The 3,756-nt window shown below is 68.5% G+C and carries 3 protein-coding genes; 2 read left to right on the top strand and 1 reads right to left on the bottom strand.

What is annotated here, in order from left to right; all coding sequences use genetic code 11:
• Positions 1–91 precede the first annotated feature (91 nt).
• Positions 92–1,921, bottom strand: a complete 1,830-nt coding sequence (locus ACFU7Y_RS41640) for an acyl-CoA dehydrogenase (protein WP_224281155.1) — start codon at positions 1,919–1,921, stop codon at positions 92–94.
• Between the two features lie 213 nt (positions 1,922–2,134).
• On the opposite strand from ACFU7Y_RS41640, the gene ACFU7Y_RS41635 reads away from it, so the two are divergent.
• A complete protein-coding gene (locus ACFU7Y_RS41635) occupies positions 2,135–2,638 on the top strand; it encodes an SseB family protein (protein WP_374119997.1) in 504 nt (167 codons plus the stop codon).
• Positions 2,639–2,760: 122 nt separating this feature from the next.
• Positions 2,761–3,720, top strand: a complete 960-nt coding sequence (locus ACFU7Y_RS41630) for a pirin family protein (RefSeq protein WP_224281156.1) — start codon at positions 2,761–2,763, stop codon at positions 3,718–3,720.
• The last annotated feature ends 36 nt before the right edge of the window (positions 3,721–3,756 follow it).

The raw sequence follows: 3,756 nt of genomic DNA, 5'->3' as shown, positions 1-3,756 counted from the left end.
GGTGGCAGCCGGGCCCTTCGGTGCGAGGGTGTGTCAGGCAGTCAGAGAGGTGTCACGCGGCGGGGGTCCCCCGGGTGACGGAGGGCGGTGCCTAGAAGGCCTCCTCCGCCAGCTCCATGATCTCGTTGTCGATGCCCTCGGCGATCAGGCGCTGCGGGGCGACGGTCGGCAGGACGTTCTTGGCGAAGAAGCGGGCCGCCGCGACCTTGCCCTGGTAGAAGGGGACGTCCTTCTCCGAGGCGCCGGCCTCCAGCTTGGCCAGGGCCACCGCGGCCTGGCGCAGCAGCAGCCAGCCGACGACGACGTCGCCGGAGACCATCAGCAGGCGGGTGGTGTTCAGGCCCACCTTGTACATGTTCTTGACGTCCTGCTCGACCGAGGAGAGGTCGGCCAGCAGCTTGCCGACGATGGCCTCCAGGTCGCCCGCGGCCTTGGTGAGCAGGTCGCGCTCGGCGGCCAGGGCGTCGCCGCCGGCGGCGGAGCCGAGGAACTTCTGGATCTGCTCGGACAGCGCGGTGAGCGCCTGGCCGCCATCCTTGACGATCTTGCGGAAGAAGAAGTCCTGGCCCTGGATCGCCGTGGTGCCCTCGTACAGGGTGTCGATCTTGGCGTCGCGGATGTACTGCTCGATCGGGTACTCCTGGAGGTACCCGGAGCCGCCGAAGGTCTGGAGCGACTGGGCGAGCTGCTCGTAGGACTTCTCCGAGCCGTAGCCCTTGACGATCGGCAGCAGCAGGTCGTTGAGGCGCTCGGCGGCCTCGTCGCGCTCGCCGCGCAGCTTGGCGGCCATCATGTCGTCCTGGACGGACGCGGTGAACAGGACCAGTGCGCGCATGCCCTCGGCGTAGGCCTTCTGGGTCAGCAGCGAGCGGCGCACGTCCGGGTGGTGGGTGATGGTGACGCGCGGGGCGGTCTTGTCCAGGAACTGCGAGATGTCGGCGCCCTGCACGCGCTCCTTGGCGTACTCCAGGGCGTTCAGGTAGCCGGTGGAGAGGGTGGCGATGGCCTTCGTGCCGACCATCATGCGGGCGAACTCGATGATCTTGAACATCTGGCGGATGCCGTCGACCTTCTCGCCGAGCAGCCAGCCCTTGGCCGGGTGCTTGGCGCCGAAGGTCATCTCGCAGGTGTTCGAGGCCTTGAGGCCCATCTTGTGCTCGACGTTGGTGGCGTAGACGCCGTTGCGCTCGCCCAGCTCGCCGGTCTCCCAGTCGAAGTCGAACTTGGGGACGATGAACAGGCCCAGGCCCTTGGTGCCCGGCTTACCGCCCTCGGGGCGGGCCAGCACCATGTGGATGATGTTCTCGGACATGTCGTGCTCGCCCGAGGTGATGAAGCGCTTCACACCCTCGATGTGCCAGGAGCCGTCCTCCTGCTGGATCGCCTTGGTGCGGCCGGCGCCCACGTCGGAGCCCGCGTCGGGCTCGGTGAGGACCATGGTGGAGCCCCACAGGCGGTCGGTCATCCGCCGGGCGACCTCAAGCTGCTCCTCGGTGCCCTCCTCGGCGATGACGCCGGCGAAGGCCGGGCCGGAGGAGTACATCCAGATGGCCGGGTTGGAGCCCAGGATCTGCTCGGCGAAGGCCCAGATCAGCGAGTTCGGGGTGACCTGACCGCCGATCGACTCCGGGATGCCCAGACGCCACCACTCGGCGTCCATGAAGGTCTGGTAGCTCTTCTTGAAGGTGGCCGGGATCGGCGCGGTGTTGGTCTCCGGGTCGAAGACCGGCGGGTTGCGGTCGGTGTCGGCGAAGGACGCCGCGAGGTCGTTCTCGGCGAGGCGCGAGATCTCGCTCAGGATGTTCTTCGCGGTCTCGACGTCCATGTCCGCGAACGGTCCGGTGCCGTACACCTGCTCGCGGCCGAACACCTCGAAGAGGTTGAACTCCACGTCCCGCAGGTTGGACTTGTAGTGACCCATGGCCGTTATCTCCGGTTCGTCGCTTCCGGGAGACCGCCGCGTTCCGGCGTCCCGTACCCACCAGTAGGCATCATGATGCTACCCAGCGGTAACTTGGGCAAGCCCCCGCCCGTGAATCCGCTATGAACGTGGTCACGTCCCACAGCCAGGACCGCCACTCCTTGTCAGGATCGGCGCCAGCGCGGGAGGGTGCGCTCCCGCTAGCCTGTCCGTGTGTACGGATATGACCAGAACACATACCCGGGCGACCCCTACCAGCAGCAGGCGGGACCGCAGCAGGGCATGAACGGCATGCCCGGACCCGACGCCTACGGCGGGCAGTCGCAGCCCCCGCAGCAGTCCCTGTACCCCGAGCCCTCGCCGCCCTCGCTCGCGGACGCCGTACGGGCCTTCACCACCGGCTCGATGGCGGTCGAGGACTTCCAGGCGATCTTCATCACCTCGAAGGTGCACTGCCCCCGCGGCGACCGCCCCGGCTTCCTGGCGCTGCACAACACCCCGACGCCGGTGATCCCGATGTTCAGCTCCCTGAAGGAGCTGCGCCGCTACGCCGGCAAGGACTCCAAGCACTTCACCGTCACCGGCGCCGAGGTCCTGGACCTGCTGCCGACCGGCTACGGGTTCGCGCTGGACATGGAGGGCGAGCACCGGATGGTGTTCGACGCCAAGGCCGTCGAGCAGATGGTGGACTTCACGATGCGCCGGATGTACGGCTGACCCACCCTGGAAGAGGAGCCCGCGCTCCTCCGTCACTACTTAGTTCAAGTTTCAACTTGCTTGTTGTTGAGGATTGAACTAATCTCGTGCACGTAGGCCCGACACCCCCGAAGGAGGCCGACATGCCCGCCGTGACCGTCGACAACCCGCTGACCCTCCCGCGCGTCACCACGCCGGACCCCGCCGTCACGAGCGCCCGGCCGGTCCTCACCGTGGCCACCGCTCCCGAGGGCTACGAAGGCGAGGGCTTCCCCGTCCGCCGCGCCTTCGCCAAGATCAACACCAAGTACCTCGACCCGTTCATCATGATGGACCAGATGGGCGAGGTGGACTACGCGGCCGGCGAGCCCAAGGGCACCCCCTGGCACCCGCACCGCGGCTTCGAGACCGTCACCTACATCATCGACGGAACGTTCATCCACCAGGACTCGCACGGCGGCGGCGGCACCATCACCGACGGCGACACCCAGTGGATGACGGCCGGCTCCGGCCTGCTGCACATCGAGACCCCGCCGGAGTCGCTGGTGATGTCCGGCGGCCTCTTCCACGGCCTCCAGCTGTGGGTGAACCTGCCCGCCTCGGACAAGATGATCGCCCCGAAGTACCAGGACATCCGCGGCGGCAGCGTCAAGCTCCTCAGCACCGAGGACGGTGGCGCACTGCTCCGGGTGATCGCGGGCGAGCTGGACGGCCACCGGGGCCCCGGCACCACCCACACCCCGATCACCATGATCCACGCGTCGATCAGCCCCGGCGCCCAGATCACCCTGCCCTGGCGCGCCGACTTCAACGCCCTCGCCTACGGCCTCGCCGGCAAGGGCGCGGCCGGCCAGGAGCGCCGCCCGTTCCACATGGGACAGGCCGTGGTCTTCGGCGACGGCGACTCGATCACCCTGCGCGCCGACGAGAGCCAGGACTCGCGCAGCGCCAACTTCGAGGTGGTGCTGCTCGGCGGCCTGCCGATCCGTGAGCCGGTCGCCTGGTACGGGCCGTTCGTGATGAACAGCCACCGCGAGCTCCAGCAGGCCATGGAGGACTTCCAGGCCGGCCGCCTCGGTACCGTCCCCGCCGACGGCCACTGACGGCTCCGGAGCCGACACGGCGGAACGGCCGCAGGT

Source organism: Kitasatospora sp. NPDC057542, from assembly GCF_042801945.1.
In the GTDB taxonomy this organism is placed as follows: domain Bacteria; phylum Actinomycetota; class Actinomycetes; order Streptomycetales; family Streptomycetaceae; genus Kitasatospora.
The sequence above is the reverse complement of the archived record's forward strand: the minus strand, read 5'-3'. Positions and strand labels throughout refer to the sequence as shown.

Coding starts and splice junctions, on each gene's coding strand:
- ACFU7Y_RS41640 (WP_224281155.1), bottom strand. CDS start 1,921: ATGGGTCACTACAAGTCCAACCTGCGGGACGTGGAGTTCAACCTCTTC.
- ACFU7Y_RS41630 (WP_224281156.1), top strand. CDS start 2,761: ATGCCCGCCGTGACCGTCGACAACCCGCTGACCCTCCCGCGCGTCACC.